13 protein-coding genes are annotated in these 16,160 nt (G+C 72.4%); 4 read left to right on the forward strand and 9 right to left on the reverse strand.

Annotation, left to right across the window (positions count from 1 at the left end; all coding sequences use genetic code 11):
* The first annotated feature begins 227 nt into the window (after positions 1-227).
* Both ACODT5_RS08380 and ACODT5_RS08385 read left to right on the forward strand, forming a co-directional pair.
* Entirely contained in the window at positions 228-935 is a 708-nt protein-coding gene (locus ACODT5_RS08380) for a cyclodityrosine synthase (protein WP_422518547.1), read from the forward strand.
* Entirely contained in the window at positions 925-2,109 is a 1,185-nt protein-coding gene (locus ACODT5_RS08385) for a cytochrome P450 (RefSeq protein WP_422518548.1), read from the forward strand. Before ACODT5_RS08380 ends, ACODT5_RS08385 begins: the two co-directional genes overlap by 11 nt.
* A gap of 75 nt (positions 2,110-2,184) precedes the next feature.
* Here the strand turns inward: ACODT5_RS08385 and ACODT5_RS08390 are convergent, their stop codons facing one another.
* The 3 genes from ACODT5_RS08390 to galT all read right to left on the reverse strand — a co-directional run bounded on the left by ACODT5_RS08390 (position 2,185) and on the right by galT (position 5,346).
* Complete coding sequence (locus ACODT5_RS08390; protein WP_422518549.1) at positions 2,185-3,027, reverse strand: alkaline phosphatase family protein; 843 nt, start codon at positions 3,025-3,027, stop codon at positions 2,185-2,187.
* An 88-nt stretch (positions 3,028-3,115) separates the two neighbouring features.
* Positions 3,116-4,282: a galactokinase gene (galK, locus tag ACODT5_RS08395; protein ID WP_422518550.1), complete on the reverse strand. Its 1,167-nt coding sequence runs from the start codon at positions 4,280-4,282 to the stop codon at positions 3,116-3,118.
* Positions 4,279-5,346 (reverse strand): galactose-1-phosphate uridylyltransferase, encoded by a 1,068-nt coding sequence (galT, locus tag ACODT5_RS08400; RefSeq protein ID WP_422518551.1) that lies wholly within the window; start codon positions 5,344-5,346, stop codon positions 4,279-4,281. The genes galK and galT overlap by 4 nt, the downstream gene beginning before the upstream one ends.
* 127 nt (positions 5,347-5,473) lie before the next feature.
* Here galT and ACODT5_RS08405 point away from each other — a divergent pair, with 127 nt between their 5' ends.
* Positions 5,474-6,286, forward strand: coding sequence for a DeoR/GlpR family DNA-binding transcription regulator (locus ACODT5_RS08405; protein WP_422518552.1), 813 nt, complete (start codon positions 5,474-5,476; stop codon positions 6,284-6,286).
* Between the two features lie 4 nt (positions 6,287-6,290).
* On the opposite strand, the gene ACODT5_RS08410 is transcribed toward ACODT5_RS08405, so the two are convergent.
* From ACODT5_RS08410 to ACODT5_RS08425, 4 genes are all read right to left on the reverse strand, one after another.
* Positions 6,291-7,391 carry a glycoside hydrolase family 18 protein gene (locus ACODT5_RS08410; protein ID WP_422518553.1) on the reverse strand — a complete coding sequence of 367 codons (1,101 nt, stop codon included), beginning with the start codon at positions 7,389-7,391 and terminating at the stop codon, positions 6,291-6,293.
* Between the two features lie 123 nt (positions 7,392-7,514).
* A complete protein-coding gene (locus ACODT5_RS08415; RefSeq protein ID WP_422518554.1) occupies positions 7,515-8,810 on the reverse strand; it encodes an MFS transporter in 1,296 nt (431 codons plus the stop codon).
* A complete protein-coding gene (locus tag ACODT5_RS08420) occupies positions 8,807-9,223 on the reverse strand; it encodes a PaaI family thioesterase (RefSeq protein ID WP_422518555.1) in 417 nt (138 codons plus the stop codon). Before ACODT5_RS08420 ends, ACODT5_RS08415 begins: the two co-directional genes overlap by 4 nt.
* Before the next feature lie 58 nt (positions 9,224-9,281).
* Positions 9,282-11,315, reverse strand: coding sequence for an oxidoreductase (locus ACODT5_RS08425; protein ID WP_422518556.1), 2,034 nt, complete (start codon positions 11,313-11,315; stop codon positions 9,282-9,284).
* Positions 11,316-11,543: 228 nt separating this feature from the next.
* Here ACODT5_RS08425 and ACODT5_RS08430 point away from each other — a divergent pair, with 228 nt between their 5' ends.
* Positions 11,544-12,257 carry an alpha/beta fold hydrolase gene (locus tag ACODT5_RS08430; RefSeq protein ID WP_422518557.1) on the forward strand — a complete coding sequence of 238 codons (714 nt, stop codon included), beginning with the start codon at positions 11,544-11,546 and terminating at the stop codon, positions 12,255-12,257.
* Between the two features lie 34 nt (positions 12,258-12,291).
* Here the strand turns inward: ACODT5_RS08430 and ACODT5_RS08435 are convergent, their stop codons facing one another.
* Both ACODT5_RS08435 and ACODT5_RS08440 read right to left on the reverse strand, forming a co-directional pair.
* Positions 12,292-12,966 (reverse strand): DUF4328 domain-containing protein, encoded by a 675-nt coding sequence (locus ACODT5_RS08435; RefSeq protein WP_422518558.1) that lies wholly within the window; start codon positions 12,964-12,966, stop codon positions 12,292-12,294.
* 130 nt (positions 12,967-13,096) lie between these two features.
* The gene (locus ACODT5_RS08440; RefSeq protein ID WP_422518559.1) at positions 13,097-16,120 is read right to left on the reverse strand and encodes an alpha-mannosidase; all 3,024 of its coding nucleotides are present in this window, start codon (positions 16,118-16,120) and stop codon (positions 13,097-13,099) included.
* Positions 16,121-16,160 lie beyond the last annotated feature (40 nt).

Below are 16,160 nucleotides of genomic sequence, written 5' to 3' on the forward strand. Positions count from 1 at the left end.
CCGGTGACCCCCTCGGACGGGCCTCCGGCCCGGGCCGGCAGGCACCTCTTCGAGCTGCTGAAGGGGGTCCACGCTCGTCGCCTCGGGCAACGGTGGTGTCCACCAGGTGAGTTACCGGCCGGAAGGCATAGGTCCGCACGTGAGGATCCGGTAGCTTTCCGTCACGTCGCCGCCACACCCGGGGCACAGGGCCCCATGGGACTTGCGGCGCGAAGGACCGACTCCTGTTGACGACAGCGACCGAAGTCTTCACAGTCAGGCCGTTCACCCCGCACTGCCAGGTGATCCACACCGAAGGCGATCATGCCGTGATCGGCATCTCGCCCGGGAACAGCTACTTCTCCGCCCAGCGTGTCAACGACCTCGCCCAGTGGGGCCTGCGCAACTTCGCGCAGGTGGACATCATCTACACCGACCTGCACGTGGCCGAGATGTACGAGGCCCTCGGCTACGACGCCGACGAAGCCCGGCGCAAGGCGGTCAAGAACCTGCGCGGCGTCCGCGCGAAGGTCAACAACGCGGCGGCCGAGGCCGACCCCAGCGGCGAGCGCCTGCGCGCCCGCCCCATGTCGGCCCTCACCGACATCCCCGCCTACCGCAGGCTCCACAGCCACCTGTACAACCTGCTCGACACCGACCCGGAATTCCGCAGCACCTGCAATTCCCTGGTCGACGCGTTCCTCTCCTCCAAGGTGCTGGGCGGGAAGACCGCCACCACCCGGCAGCGCGAGGTCTGCCTGGAGTACGTCTGCGCCGAGGCTCCGCTCTTCCTCGACACCCCGGCCATTCTCGGGGTGCCGTCCTCCCTGAACTGCTACCACCAGCTCCTGCCGATGGCGGAACTGCTCTACTCGCGCGGCTCCGGTCTGCGCGCGTCCCGCAACCAGGGCCACGCCGTCATCACCCCCGCCGAAGGATCAACCGATGTCCACTGAGACCCTCCTCGACTTCCCGTTCTCCGCGCGCGGCGACCAGCTCCCCCACCAGGTGGAGGAGTTGCGCGACGAGCCGGTCAAGCGGGTCCGCACGATCGCCGGCGACGAGGCCTGGCTCGTCTCCTCGTACGAGCTGTGCAAGCAGGTCCTCGAGGATCCCAGGTTCAGCCTGAAGGACACCTCCGCGCCCGGCGTGCCCCGTCAGTACGCGCTGACGATCCCGCCCGAGGTCGTCAACAACATGGGCAACATCACCGGCGCCGGCCTGCGCAAGGCCGTCCTCAAGGCGATCAACCCCAAGACCGACGGCCTCACCGACTGGATGCGCGGCCACGCCTCCTCCCTCGTCGACGACCTCCTCTCCCACGGTGCGCCCGTCGACCTGCGCAGCCAGTTCACCAACCCGTACGCCGAGAACCTGCACTGCCGCATCCTCGGCATCCCGCAGGCCGACGCCCCGCGCCTGGCGTCCAGCCTCGACATCGCGTTCATGAACTCGGCCTGCCCCGTCACCGGTGCCAAGCTCAACTGGGACCGGGACATGGCCTATATGGTCGAGCGCCTCGACGACCCCGCCACCACCGGGCTCGTCGCCGAGCTGGCGGCCCTGCGCACGGACCCCCAGTACGCCCACCTCACCGACGAGATGCTCGCCACGGTCGGGGTCACCCTGTTCGGCGCCGGGGTCATCTCCACCATGGGCTTCCTGACGATGGCGATCTTCTCCCTGCTCCAGAACCCGGACGTGTGGGAGCAGTTGCAGAAGTCGCCGGAGAAGATCCCCGGCGCCGTGGACGAACTCCTGCGGGTCAACCTCTCGATCGCCGACGGCCTGCCCCGTCTCGCCCTCGAAGACCTCACCCTCGGGGACGTCGAGGTGAAGAAGGGGGAGCTCCTCCTCGTCCTGGTCGAGGCCGCCAACACCGACCCGGCCGTGTTCAGCGACCCCCACGTCGTCGACATCGACCGGGAGAACGCGGCCACCCACCTCTCCTTCGGCGGCGGACAGCACTACTGCCCCGCCACCGCGCTCGGCAAGCGGCACGCCGAGATCGCCATCGAGGTGCTCCTGGAGAAGATGCCCCGCCTCCAGCTCGCCGTGCCGGTCGACCAGCTCGTCTGGCGCACCCGGTTCATGAAGCGGCTCCCGGAGCGGCTCCCCGTCCTCTGGTAGCAGCGCCGCAACGGACGAGCGGCCCCGCCCGGATCTTCCGGGCGGGGCCGCTCGCCGTTGGCGGACCGTGCCGCGTCACGCGGTGAAGGGGGCGCCGTCCAGGGTCCAGTGGGCGTCCAGGCCGATGCCCAGCGCGGCGTACACGTGGGCGGCGACATCGGTGTGCCTCACCACCGGCGGGGTCGCGCCCGCGATCAGGCCGGGGCCGCTCGCCGCCACCCAGGCGGTGCGCTCGAGCTCGCTGCGCCCTCCGTGGCCCCCTTCGTCGCGGTGGCCGTGGTCGGTCACCACGATGACCGTCCACTCCTCCCCGGGGTGGCCCGGGCGGTCGCCGACCGCCTTGAGCAACCGGCCCAGGCGCTGGTCCGCCGTCTCGATCGCCCTGCGGTACTCCGGGCCGCAGCCGAGGAAGTGGGCGGTCTCGTCCACGGCGCCGAGGTAGACGAAGGAGGCGTCGAGGTCTTCTCCGGAGCCGAGGACGCGCGCCGCTTCGGCCGTCACCGCCTCGTCGACCTCCTCCCAGCCCTCCGGCGTGTCCGCGCGCGGAGCGATGTAGCTGAGCCGGCTGGGAGCGGTGAAGAGCGGGCCGCCCTGCTGGGCGAGGAAGAGGGGGGCCCAGCCGCCCGCGGCGAAGGTCCGCCGGCCGCATTCGAGGGCCAGCCGGGTGGTGAAGTCCGGGAAGACGTCGAGCCGGTTGCCGTCGAGGCGGTTGCCCCAGACCCCGTGCTTGGCCACGGTGACCCCGGTGGCGATGGTGGCCCAGCAGGGCCCGGACATCGTCGGCGTGGCCTCGTCGATCTCGACGGGGGCCAGGAAGCCCGCGTCGGCGATCTCGTCGAGGTGGGGGGTGTCCAGCTCGGCCAGCAGGTCGAGCCGTACGCCGTCGATGCCGACGACCAGAACGTGTTGCGTGGGCATGGAGGGGTCCAGGGGGTCCGTGGGTGGATGGGTGGATGGGTGAGTGGGCGCGGAAGCGGGTGATCGGTTGAGCGCAGGGCTACCAGGGCTACCGGGACTCCACCGGCATACGGTGCGCGCCCTTCGCCGGGGTGACGGTGAGGAGCCGCGGGAGCCGGTGGCCGGCCGCGCCGAACGCGGCCGTGACGCGGTCGCCCACCGCGTCCTCGCGGCCCGCCTCCACCAGGGCGATGACGGAGCCGCCGAAGCCGCCCCCCGTCATCCGGGCGCCGAGGGCCCCGGCGTCCAGCGCGGCCGTCACGGCGAGGTCGGTCTCCGGGCAGGAGACCCGGTAGTCGTCGCGGAGCGAGGCATGGCCGGCGGTGAGGATCGGCCCGAGGGCGGCCGCGTCGTCCGCCCGGAGCCGGGCGACGGCCTCGGCGACCCGGCCGTTCTCGGTCACCACGTGGCGGACCAGCGGTACGAGTTCCACCGGGAGCTCGCCCAGCGCCCCCGCGAGGTCTGCGGCGGGCAGGTCCCGCAGGGCGCGCAGGCCCAGCAGCCCGGCCGCCCGTTCACAGCCCGCGCGCAGGGCCGCGTACGCCCCGTCGCCCAGGTCGTGGGAGACCCGGGTGTCGATCACGAGGAGTCCGAGCCCCTGCCCCGGGAGGTCGAGGGGTACCTGCCGGTGGCGCTCCGGGGTGCGGGCGTCGAGGTGGAGCGCGGCTCCGGTGGTGCAGCACACGGAGGCCATCTGGTCCATGATCCCGCAGGGGACGCCGGCGAAGGCGTTCTCCGCCCGCTGGGCGATCCGGGCCAGTTCGGGCCCGGGCAGCCGCAGTCCGTACAGCTCGTCGTAGGCGACGGCGACCACGCATTCCAGCGCGGCGGAGGAGGAGAGGCCCGCGCCGGTGGGCACCGTGCTGTCGAAGTGGAGGTCCGCGCCGCCGACCGCGTGTCCCGCCTCGGCGAGGGCCCAGACCACCCCGGCCGGGTACGCGGCCCAGCCCGGCACGGCCCCGGGGGCCAGGGCGGCCACGTTCAGTTCGATGGTCCGGCCGTCGCCCTGTGCGCTGTGCAGCCGCAGTCGCCCGTCCGTACGGGCGCGGGCGGCGAGCAGGGTGGTCTGCGGGAGGGCGATGGGGAGGGCGAACCCGTCGTTGTAGTCGGTGTGTTCACCGATCAGGTTGACCCTGCCGGGCGCCGCCCAGATCCCGTCGGGGGAGCCGCCGAAGAGCTTCGCGAAGGTGTCCTCGGCCCGTTCGGTCCGGTTCACGCGAGGGCCTCCCGCAGGCGTCGCGCGGCCGTTTCGGGGGCCACGTCGTTGATGAAGGCCTCGGTCCCGGACTCCGTCCCGGCGAGGAACTTGAGCTTGTCGGGGGTCCTGCGGATGGTGAACATCTCCAGGTGCAGGGCCAGTTCCTCCCCGTGGGTGCGGGGCGCCTGGTGCCACGCGGAGATGTACGGGGTGGGCGCGGGCCCCTGGGGCCGTTCCGCCGCTGCCTCCGGCTCCGGTACGGGGAACAGCCGGTCGAAGCGGCGCAGCAGGTCGAGGTAGATCTCGGGGAACTCGGCCCGCTCGGCCTCGGTGAGGCAGGTCAGGTCGGGGACCCGGCGGTGCGGGTAGAGGTGGACCTCGTACGGCCAGCGGGCGGCGTAGGGCACGAAGGCGGTCCAGTGCTCCCCGGCCGTCACCACCCGCTCGGTGGCGGCGCGGGCGCCGGCCAGCAGGTCCTCGAAGAGGTTGCGGCCGGTGGCGGCGCGGTGTGCCCGCGCCGCTGCGGTCATCTTGGCGGTGCGCGGCGTGACGAAGGGGAAGGCGTAGATCTGGCCGTGCGGGTGGGCGAGGGTCACGCCGATCTCGGCGCCCCGGTTCTCGAAGCAGTACACCTGCTCGATGCCGGGGAGGGCGGAGAGTTCCGCGGTGCGGTCGGTCCACGCGTCCAGCACCAGCCGGGCGGCGGCCGGGGTGAGGTCGGCGAAGCCGGCTTCGTGGTCGGGGGTGAAGCAGACGACCTCGCAGCGCCCGGCCTCGCCCGCGAGGGAGGGGAAGCGGTTCTCGAAGACGGCCACCTCGTAGTCGGCGGCGGGGATCTCGCTGAGCCGGCCGACCCGGGAGGGGCACAGCGGGCATTCGCCGGCAGGCGGGTGGTAGGTCCGGTTCTGGCGGTGGGAGGCGATGGTGATCCAGTCACCGGTGGCCTCGTCCCGCCGCAGTTCCGGCCGGCTGTCCACCGGATCGAGCGGGCGCAGGTCGGGGGCGTCGCGGACGGCACCTTCGTCGGTGTCGAAGTAGATCAGTTCGCGGCCGTCCGCGAGTTTCGCGAGGGTCTTCTTCACCCGCCGAGAATAAACACTCTCGAACATTTTCCACCACCCCTCGCCAGACTTTCCACCAGACTCCGACAACATGGCCGTGTTATCTTGCTGCCTTCTGACCGGTTTCGCCGATTCCCGGGAGTGCCCCGTGGCCGAGCAGGCTGCCCAACTGGCCCACCAGCGACGTGCCCTCATCCTGGACGCGGTCCGGCGCGAGGGCGCGGTGCGGGTCGCGGACCTGGTCGGGCAGTTCGGCGTCTCGGACATGACCGTCCGCCGGGATCTGGACGCCCTCGCCCGGCTCGGGGTCGTGGAGAAGGTCCACGGCGGAGCCGTCGCCCCGGCCGGGACCAGCGGGCACGAGCCCGGCTTCGAGGCCAAGTCGGATCTGGAGGGCGAGGCCAAGGCGGCCATCGCGGACACGGCCGCGACCCTGGTGGAACCGGGCAGTGTGGTCGCGGTCTCGGGCGGCACCACCACCCACGCCGTCGCCGCCCGGCTCCTCGGGGTCCCGCGGCTCACCATCGTCACCAACTCCCTCCCGGTGGCGGAGCTGGTGTGGTCCGACGGCCGCAGCCGCGGGGCCGACGCCCCCTCCCTCCTCCTCACCGGCGGCTCGCCCACCCCCTCGGCCGCCCTGGTCGGACCGCTCGCCGACCTGGCGATCGGCTCCCTCCACGTGGACCTGCTCTTCCTCGGCGCGCACGGGGTGGCGCAGGGCGCCGGGCTGACCACCCCGAACCTCATGGAGGCCCAGACCAACCGGGCCCTGGTCGCCTCGGCGCGCCGGGTCGCCGTCGTGGCCGACCACAGCAAGTGGGGCGTGGTCGGCCTCAGCGGCTTCGCCGCGCTCCACCAGGCCGACTGGTTCATCACCGACGCCGGCCTGCCGGCCCCCGCCCGCGCCGCCCTCGCGGAAGAGGTGGGCGAGCTCGTCGTCGCGGGCGAGGAGCAGCGGTGAGCGGTCAGCTCTGGCGCAGGGGCGGCATCGGCAGCGGGATGGAGTAGGCGGTGGCGCCGGCTCCCACCCCGCCCTCACAGGTGTTCGGCGGCAGGGTGCCCGTCCCCCGGGTCGAGGGCTTCTCGGCTGCCCAGAACATGTAGCCGAGCAGGCCGGCCGTGGTTCCCGCGCCGTGCGGCGCCGCGCTCTGGGTGAAGGAACCGGTGGACTTCTGCAGGGAGTTCGCGAAGGCGGTGCACTCGGGGAGCGACTTCGTCTGGTCGCTGATGTAGAGACCCGCGGTGAACTTGGCCGGTGCCAGCGGCAGTACGGGCGGCGAGTAGGTGGGCTTGCCGTCGAGGTGCTCCTGCCAGTTGGCGATCGCGCCGGAGGTGGAGGGCTGGCGGGCGGGGACCATGGCGTTGGCGTAGTCGAGCACCGGGGCCTCCGTACGCAGCCAATCGGCGGTCGCCTTGCGGTTGATGCCGATCAGCCAGCGGTCGCCGGCGGCGGTGTCGATCGTGAGTCGCGCGCGGTGGTCGGCTCCGGAGGCGTCGTAGGGATGGCGGGACCGGTAGGTGTCGATGAAGGTCTGCAGGCCGGCCAGGTTCGGGTTGGTGTTCTGCTCGTAGTCGATCTCGATGCCGACACCGAGCCGGGTCGCGGCCTCGGCGGCGTTCAGGCCGAGCTGCGGGGCGTTCTCGGTCAGCGCGGCGTCCCACTCGTCGGTGTAGGTGATGCCGCCGATCGAGAGCATCACGCGGATGCCGCGCGAGGTGAAGTACTGGACGATCTCCGGGGTCATCCCGCGCGGGAGTCCGTCGACGGTGGTGGCGTCGTTCGTGCGGTGCAGCAGTTTGAGCGGTTCGACGAAGCTCAGGACGACCAGGTTCACGGAGGGGCGGCCGTCACCGCGGTCGATGAGCCAGTGGTTCACCGAGTCGAATTCCGCGACGGTGCGGACCGTGCCCCAGGTGCACGCGTCGTTGCTGCAGTGCCAGGCACCGTAGACCTGCGGGCCGGTCGCGGCGGCTGCGCTCGCCGTGGCGCCGGTCGCCGTCGCGGCGGGGACGGGGAGGAGGAGTGCGAGGAGCAGGACGAGAACACCGAGCAGTCTGTGACGCATCAATGCCTCCGAGGAGGGAGTGGCCCGCGTGGGGGGTGGCGGCCGCCGCCAGGGTGGCAGGTACGGACCAACTCGACAAGAGCGTGCGCGCCGCGCCGTCCGGGAAGGGCGCCGGCGCGCTCCTCACGTCTCCCGTACGGAGTCCCTGGCTTCACCAGCGCCCGACTGCGAACGCCGACCGGGCCCCACCGGCCGGTTCGGGCGGGCGGAGCGGAGGGGGGTCAGGAGGCCCGCGGTGGCGATCAGGAGGCAGAGGGCGCCTGCGGCCAGGCTTGTCGGTGGGACCCCGTGCCGGGCCGCCAGGGCGGTGAGTGCCGCGGCTCCCAGCGGGCCCGAGGCGTTGTGGACCGTCCAGAAGGCGGAGGTGACCCGCCCGAGCAGGTGGTCCGGGGTGACTTCCTGGCGCAGGGTCATGGAGCAGATGCCGCCCACCGTCAGCCCGAACATGAAGAGGGCTGCCATCGCCGCGATCACGGGCACGCTGCGGCTGACTCCGATGGCCGCCACCGCCACGCCGATCAGCGCGGTCGCGCCGAGCCAGCACGGGCCGAAGCCGAGGGTCCGGCGCAGCGGCCCGGCGGCGAAGGAGGCGCAGACGACGCCGATGCCGCTCACTGCGACCACGTAGCCGACGGTCGCGGGGTCGCGGCCCAGGTCGCCCTGGAGGCGGAAGATCAGCAGGTCGGTGGCGCCGACCGTGACGAAGGTCAGGAGGGTGAGCAGGACGGTCAGGGGGCGCAGCAGGGCGTGTGCCCACAGGAAGCGGAAACCGACCACGAACACCTCGCGCAGGGAGGTGCCCGCCTCCGGCCGGGGCGATGGAGGGTTTCCCCGTACGCCGAAGCGGACCCAGCGCAGGCTGACCGCCGAGACGAGGAAGCTCGCCCCGTCCAGGCCCAGCGCCCAGGGCCCGCCGACCCCGGCGACGAGCAGGCCGGCGACGACCGGGCCGAGGAGGGTGCCGAGGGCGAAGGTGCCCATCAGCCGTCCGTTGGCGGCGGCCAGGTCGGCCGGTTCGACCAGGGAGGGCACGGCGCTCACGTAGGCCACGTCGAAGAGCGTCTTCAGTACGGTGACCAGCGCGGTCAGCACGTACAGCAGCCAGATCCGCGGGCCGCCGAGGGACCACACCAGCGCCACGGAGAGCAGGAGCAGCGCCCGTGCGAGGTCGCAGCCGATCATCAGGCGGCGGCGGTCCACCCGGTCCACCACGTGGCCCGCGAAGGTTCCCGTGGCGAGGGCGAAGACCCCGGACAGGGCGGTGATCAGGCCCAGCTCGACCAGGGATCCGGTGGCTTTGAGGACGAGCAGCGGCAGCGCGAGCAGCGATACCGAGCCGCCGAGCACCGACAGGGCCTGGCCGAGCCAGAAGACGGTGAAGGAGCGGTTGTGGATCAGTCCGGTGCGTTTGCCCGTCATCCCAGCAGGGCGTAGACCGTGGAGGCCTTCGCGGCCGGTTCCTCGGCGCCCTCGGGCGTCATGGTGATGTCGGCGAATGCCATCCGCTTGCCCAGTTTGGTGATCCGTACGTCGATCAGCACGTCGGCGCCGACCACCGGCCGCTGGAAGCTGGTGGACTGCTGGACGGTGGTCATCGGGCCGTAGGCCCCGCGTGCGGCGGAGATCGCGATGACGGTGGCGGTGTCCGCGGCGGCCATCAGGGCCTGGCCGCTGAGGCCCCCGCCGTCACGGGCGAGGGCGTCGGACCAGGGCAGCCGCAGTACGGCGTGCCGCTCGCCGGTCTCCTGGACGGTGAGTCCGAGGGCGAGCACCCAGGGGGCGAAGTTGTCGTGGAGGATCTTGTCCGCGTCTGCCGGTGTCAGCGTCGTCACGGGGTGATTGTGGCGGCCCGGCCCGGACCGCCACAACTCCCTTTGAGCCAGGCGCGCCTCAGAGCGTGGCGGCCAGCTCCGTGCCCTGGCGGATGGCCCGCTTGGCGTCCAGTTCGGCGGCCACGTCGGCGCCGCCGATCAGGTGCGCCTCGATGCCGGCCGCGCGCAGGGCCTCGTACAGGTCGCGGCGCGGTTCCTGGCCCGTGCACAGGACCACCGTGTCGGCGGGTACGAGGCGCTGCTCGCCGTCCACCGTGATGTGCAGGCCCTCGCCGTCGATCCGGTCGTACGAGGCCCCCGCGACGGAGACGACCCCGCGGTGCTTGAGCTCCGCCCGGTGGATCCAGCCGGTGGTGGTGCCGAGCCCGGCGCCGACCTTGGTGGCCTTGCGCTGGAGCAGGTGGACCTGGCGCGGCGGGGCGGGCCGCTCGGGGGCGGTGAGGCCGCCGGGGCCGGTGTAGGCGGTGTCCACGCCCCAGTGGCGGAAGTAGACCTCGGGGTCCTGGGAGGCGCCTTCGCCGCTGTCGGTGAGGAACTCGGCGACGTCGAAGCCGATTCCGCCGGCGCCGAGGACGGCGACGCGCTGCCCGACGGGGGCGCCGTCGCGCAGGACGTCGAGGTAGCTGACGACGTTGGGGCCGTCGACGCCCTCGATGTCGGGGGTGCGGGGGGTGACGCCGGTGGCGACGACGACCTCGTCGTAGCCGCTCAGGGTCTCGACGTCGGCGCGGGTGTTCAGCTTGACCTCGACCGCGTGCTCGGCCAGTTGGGTGCCGTAGTAGCGGATGGTCTCCTCGAACTCCTCCTTGCCGGGGATGCGGCGGGCGATGTCGAGCTGGCCGCCGATGTGGCCGGAGGCCTCGTAGAGGGTGACGGCGTGGCCGCGTCCGGCCGCGGAGACGGCGCAGGCCAGGCCGGCCGGGCCGGCGCCGACGACGGCGACGCGCTTCTTCAACTGCGTGGGAGACAGGACGAGTTCGGTCTCGTTGCAGGCGCGCGGGTTGACCAGGCAGGTGGTGAGCTTGCCGCTGAAGGTGTGGTCCAGGCAGGCCTGGTTGCAGCCGATGCAGGTGTTGATGGTCTCGGAGCGGCCGGCGGCGGCCTTGGCGACGAAGTCGGCGTCGGCGAGGAAGGGTCGGGCGAGCGAGACCAGGTCGGCGCGGCCGTCCGCGAGCAACTCCTCGGCGATCTCGGGGGTGTTGATGCGGTTGCTGGTGACGAGGGGGACGGAGACCGCGCCCATCAGCCGCTTGGTGACCCAGGTGTAGGCGCCGCGCGGGACGGAGGTGGCGATGGTGGGGATGCGGGCCTCGTGCCAGCCGATGCCGGTGTTGATGATGGTGGCGCCCGCCGCCTCGATCTCCTTGGCGAGGTGGACGACCTCGTCGAGGGTGGAGCCGCCGGGGATCAGGTCGAGCATCGAGAGGCGGTAGACGAGGATGAACTCCTCGCCGACGGCCGCGCGGGTGCGGCGGACGATCTCCAGCGGGAAGCGCACGCGGTTCTCGTAGGCGCCGCCCCAGCGGTCGGTGCGCTTGTTGGTGGCGGCGGCGATGAACTCGTTGACCAGGTAGCCCTCGGAGCCCATGATCTCGACGCCGTCGTAGCCGGCCAGCTTGGCGAGGCGGGCGGCGCGGACGAAGTCCTCGACGGTGCGCTCGACTTCGGCGTCGGTGAGGGCGTTCGGGACGAAGGGGCTGATGGGGGCCTGGAGGGCGCTGGGGGCGACCAGGTCCTTGTGGTAGGCGTAGCGGCCGAAGTGGAGGATCTGCATCGCGATCTTCCCGCCCTCGGCGTGCACCGCGTCGGTGATCACCCGGTGCTCGGCAGCCTCCTCCTCGGTGGTGAGGCGGGCACCTCCCTCGAAGGGGCGGCCGGCGTCGTTCGGGGCTATGCCGCCGGTGACGATCAGGCCGGCGCCGCCGCGGGCGCGCTCGGCGTAGAAGGCGGCGAGGCGCTCGAAACCACGCTCGTGCTCTTCGAGGCCGGTGTGCATGGAGCCCATGATCACGCGGTTCGGCAGGGTGGTGAAGCCGAGGTCCAGGGGGCTCAGCAGGTGCGGGTACCGGCTCTGGGAACTCTGCGGACTCATCGGGGTGTGCCTCCTCGCGCGGGGGGTGATGAATCTGTTCTAGCTGAGCAAGCGCTTATTGTGCAACTAGGTGCATAAGCGAGCGCCGGGTCCCGCGCCCCGGAAATCCGGGGATCCCGGTGACCACGGGCCCCTTCCGCCGGCGTCCGCCGACGCCTGTGGCGCAGTTCACGGCCCGGGTGATCACCGAGGGCGGGGCACCCGCACTCCCCGGGTACCCTCTGGCGGATGACGCGGAAGCCCAGGACCACCCGGCCGACCGAGCACCACACCGTGACGGTGAACGGCGGAGTGCGCCTCGCCTACGAGGTCACCGGGCCCCCGGCCGGACCGCCGGTGCTCCTGCTCCCCGCGCTGGGCGAGAGCGCCGCCGACTGGGCGCCCGTACGGGACGAACTCGCGCGGGAGCGGCGGGTGTTCGCGCTGGACCTGCGCGGCCACGGAGCCAGCGCGCGGCCGTCCGCGTACTCGCTCCCGCTCATGCGGGACGACGTACTGGGCTTCCTGGACGCCCTCGGGCTCGACCGGGTCGACCTGGTGGGTCACTCGATGGGCGGTGTCGTCGCGCACCTGGTCGCCGCCGCGCAGCCGCACCGCGTCGGCCGCCTCGTCCTGGAGGACGCCCCCGCGCCGCTCCCCCGCGAGGCGGTGGCCCCCGTACGCCCCGAGGGGGAACTCTCCTTCGACTGGGCGATGGTGCTCGCGGTCCGCCCCCAGCTCGACCGCCCGGACCCGGCCTGGCTGGAGGGCCTGTCCCGCATCACGGCCCCGACCCTGGTCGTGTACGGCGGCCCCACCAGCCACCTGGCGCCCGCCTCCTTCGACGAGCTGGTCCGCCGCATCCCGGACGCCCGCCTGATCACCCTCCCCTACGGCCACCTGATCCACGCGGCGGCGCCCGGGGAGTTCACGGCGGCGGTCTCGGCCTTCCTCGCGGAATGACCCCGGCGGCCAGTACCACCGGCCGGGGCGTCGCTCAGGCTGCCGACTGCAGGGCCGAGAGGCGGCGCACGAAGAGGATGGCGGCCACCGCAGCCACGGCGTAGATCAGGTCCGAGGCCGCACCGAACAGGACGGCGTCGCGCACGGCGTCGTCACTCAGAGCTGTGGCTGCGGACCGGTTGGCGGCGACGGACGCCACCATCGCCGCTCCGAACGTTCCGGCCCAGATGAAGACGGGGGCGGGTGAGGTCAGCGCGGCCTTGCCGGGCAGCCTCGACGCGCTGGCCGCCCACACCTTCATCGCGATCAGGCAGGGCAGGACGGTCCAGCCCACGACCGGAATGAACCAGACTCCGATCGCCCAGCCCGCACCGCCCCGGACGGCTCCCCGCGCGTACACCCCGGCGTTCACCCGGACCCGGTGGAACCAGACGATGAAGACCACCGCTGTGGGGATCATGGCCGTCATGAACAGGCTCACCGAGATCGTGAGCAGCGTCCCCGAGTGTCCCAGCCCCACGGGCTCGGTGTACTCGTCCAGCCGGAAGTACCGGTTGACCCCGGCGGCCACGGCGAGCAGCCGGGTCAGGGCGCACAGGCCGAGCAGCACGGTCAGAGCCGTGGCCAGTCCCTTCGGCGAGCGGAGCAGCGAGCGCGCCGGAGGCGCGCCGAGCGGAGACAGTCTTGCGGAACCGGGACCGGCGGACATGACGAGGGACCCCCCACGGGTGCGTTGGCATGCGGAAACCCGCCTGCTGGGGCGGGAAGGCAGAACATACGGCACCGGTGGGCCCGCGCCGCAGGGCGCCCCGGCGCGGGGGCGCCCTGCGGCGGTGGTGTCAGGCCCGGTGGAGGCGGACCGTGACGATCTGGAACGGGCGCAGGGTGAGCGGGATCGTCCCGTCCGGGGCGGGGGCGGAGACGGCCGTGCCCTCCAGGGGGCGTTCCAGGAGGTCGCTCTCGACCGCCGCCGACAGCGGGAAGCCCGCCGCCAGGGTGGCGTGCGCGCGGCCGCCCCGGGATTCGTAGAGGCGCACGATCACGTCGCCGCTGCGGTCCTCGGCGAGCTTCACCGACTCGACCACCACCGCGTCCGTGTCGACCGCGACGAGCGGGGCGACCGGGCCCGCGCCGCGGAGCACGCGCTCGGGCAGGTTCAGCGCGTGGCCCTCGCGGACCGCGTCGCCGACGGCCGCGCCCGGGGCGAGCGAGAAGCGCAGGGTGTGCGCGCCCTGGTCGGTCTCCGGGTCGGGGTAGCGCGGGGCCCGCAGGAGGGAGAGGCGGACGGTGGTGGTCTGGCCGCCGTCGGGGCGCATGTCGCGGGTCACGTCGTGCCCGTACGTGGAGTCGTTGAGGACCGCGACCCCCCAGCCCGGCTCCTCGGCGTGGATCCAGCGGTGGGCGCAGATCTCGAACTTCGCGGCCTCCCAAGAGGTGTTGGTGTGGGTGGCCCGGTAGACGTGTCCGAACTGCGTTTCGGAGGCGGAGCGTTCGGCCTTGACGTCCAGCGGGAAGGCCGCCTTGAGGAACTTCTCCGTCTCGTGCCAGTCCACGTCCGTGACGATGTCCACCGTCTTGGACCCGGCCCGCAGGGTGATCGTCTGGACGACGCGGGACAGGCCGAACGAGCGGGCCACCCGTACGGCGACCGAATCGGGCCGGGCCTGCGTGACCTCCAGCGCGTCCACGTCCACCAGGTCGGTGACCTTGTTGCGGTAGAACTCGTCGATGTCCCACGCGTCCCACATGTTCGGGAAGTCGGGGTGGATCTGGAGCAGGTTCGCGGCGGCCCCCGGCGCGACGGATTCCCGCCCGGCCTCCAGGTCGTAGGCGGACACGATCAGCCCGCGGCCGTCGATCTCCACGAGGAGCCGCCCGTTGGCGAGCACGTGCCCGCCGCCGTGGCGCTCCTCCACCGCGACGGGCTGCTCGGGAGCCGTCGGCAGGCCCGCCCCGCCGGCCGGGATCCCGCGCCGGGCGTGCGGGGCGCAGTTGAAGACGAGCTCCTCCTCGCCCTCCCCCGCGAGGGCGGTCTGCGCGGCCACGGTGATCGCCGTCAGCTCCTCCCGCACCCTGGCGTACGTCTCGCGCGCCTCGCGGTGCACCCAGGCGATGGAGGAACCGGGAAGGATGTCGTGGAACTGGTGGAGCAGTACGGTCTTCCAGATCCGCTCAAGGTCCTCGTACGGGTACGCGTACCCGGGGACCTTCACCGCGGCCGTGGACGCCCACAACTCGGCCTCGCGCAGCAGTGATTCGCTGTGCCGGTTGCCCTGCTTGGTCTTGGCCTGGGAGGTGTAGGTGCCGCGGTGCAGCTCCAGGTAGAGCTCGCCGGCCCAGACGGGCGCGTCCTCGTACTCGGCGTGCGCCTTCTCGAAGAACGCGTCGGGGCGCTCGATCTCCACGCGCGGGGAGCCTTCCAGGTCCCGCTGCCGCTTGGCGCGGCCGAGCTGCTCGCGGGTCGGGCCGCCGCCGCCGTCCCCCCAGCCGAAGGGGGCCAGCGAGCGCGAACCCCGGCCCTTCTCCTGGTAGTTGCGGGCGGCGTGCGCCAGCTGGGCGCCGCCGAGGTCGGAGTTGTAGGTGTCGACGGGCGGGAAGTGCGTGAAGACGCGGGTCCCGTCGATGCCCTCCCACCAGAAGGTGTGGTGGGGGAACTTGTTGACCTGGGACCAGGAGATCTTCTGCGTCAGGAACCACTTGGAGCCGGAGAGCTTGACGATCTGCGGCATGGCGGCGGTGTAGCCGAAGGAGTCGGGCAGCCAGACGTTGTTCGTCTCGATGCCGAACTCGTCCATGAAGAACTTCTTGCCGTACAGGAACTGGCGGGCCATGGCCTCGCCGCCGACCATGTTGGTGTCGGACTCGACCCACATGCCGCCGACCGGCACGAACTGCCCGTCGGCGATCTTCTTCTTGACCCGCTCGAAGAGCTCGGGCCGGTAGGTCTTGATCCAGTCGAGCTGCTGCGCCTGGGACATGGCGAAGACGAACTCGGGGTGCTCCTCCATCAGGCCCAGCATGTTGGACGTGGTCCGCGAGACCTTGCGCACGGTCTCGCGCAGCGGCCACAGCCACGCGGAGTCGATGTGGGCGTGGCCGATCGCACTGATCCGGTGCGCGGAGGAGTTGGCGGGGGCGGCCAGGACCGCGGCGAGCCGCGCACGGGCGTCGGCCGCGGTGCCGGCGACGTCGCAGAGGTCCACCGCGTCGAGTGCGGAATCGATGGCGCGCAGGATCTCGTAGCGCCGGGCATCGCGCTCGTCGAGCTGCGTCATCAGGTCGTAGAGGACTTCGAGGTCCTGTACGAGTTCCCAGACGTCGGTCTCGAAGACGGCGAGGTCCATCCGGGCGAGCCGGTAGAGGGGCTGGTCGCCGCTGGTCTGCTTATCGCCCTCGTAGGTGACCGAGTGGTCGACGAGGATCGGGTTCGAGGCGCCTTCGACGTACCACTCGACGCGCTCGCCGCCGGCCGCGCGGTCGGCGACGCGCACCCAGTCGTTGTACGGGTTGAGCGCCTTGACCTCCCCGCCGTCGGCGCGGTGGACCAGGCCCTCGCACTGGAAGCCGGGCATCATCCGGTCGAAGCCGAGGTCGAGCACGGCTTCGACGGTGCGGCCCGCCCAGTCGGCGGGGACGGTACCGGTGACCTTGAACCAGGTGGTGCCCCAGGCCGGGCCCCACATGTCGCCGATGGCGCAGGGTTCGTAGGAGGCCGCCAGGCCCTCGGCGACGGGGACGGGCTCGCCGGGGGCCTCCCAGCGCTCCACGGTCAGCGGGACCGGGCTGGAGTGGACGGCGGGCTTGATGCGCTCCTTGAGGACACGGCGGAGGCGGTGTTCGGTGATGCTGCGGTCGTCGTGCATGACGGCTGCTCCAGGGTGGGGTGGACTGCGATCCTGCGGT

This window comes from Streptomyces tatrensis (genome assembly GCF_049310065.1).
GTDB lineage: Bacteria > Actinomycetota > Actinomycetes > Streptomycetales > Streptomycetaceae > Streptomyces.